Origin of the sequence: Amycolatopsis eburnea (genome assembly GCF_003937945.1) — a bacterium.
Classification (GTDB): Bacteria; Actinomycetota; Actinomycetes; order Mycobacteriales; family Pseudonocardiaceae; genus Amycolatopsis; species Amycolatopsis eburnea.
Window position 1 is genome coordinate 1 of record NZ_RSEC01000003.1, and the last position, 381, is coordinate 381.

Sequence of the window (381 nt, forward strand, 5' to 3'; positions counted from 1 at the left end):
TGGGTCCCACAACACCGCACACACAACGCCTGACAGCTTGACATATGCACGGTTTAGCCTCTTCCGCTTTCGCTCGCCACTACTCACGGAATCACGGTTGTTTTCTCTTCCTACGGGTACTGAGATGTTTCACTTCCCCGCGTTCCCTCCACACACCCTATATATTCAGGTGCGGGTAACACCACATCACTGGTGCTGGGTTTCCCCATTCGGAAATCCTCGGATCACAGCTCGGTTGACAGCTCCCCGAGGCTTATCGCAGCCTCCTACGTCCTTCATCGGCTCCTGAAGCCAAGACATCCACCATGTGCCCTTAACAACTTGACCACAAAGATGCTCGCATCCACTCTACAGTTCTCAAACACCACACCAGAAACAAAC

At 53.0% G+C, this 381-nt stretch carries 1 rRNA gene; it reads right to left on the reverse strand.

Annotation, left to right across the window (positions count from 1 at the left end):
• A 23S ribosomal RNA gene (locus EIY87_RS00255) occupies nt 1–327 on the reverse strand; the annotation flags it as partial.
• Between the last annotated feature and the right edge of the window lie 54 nt (nt 328–381).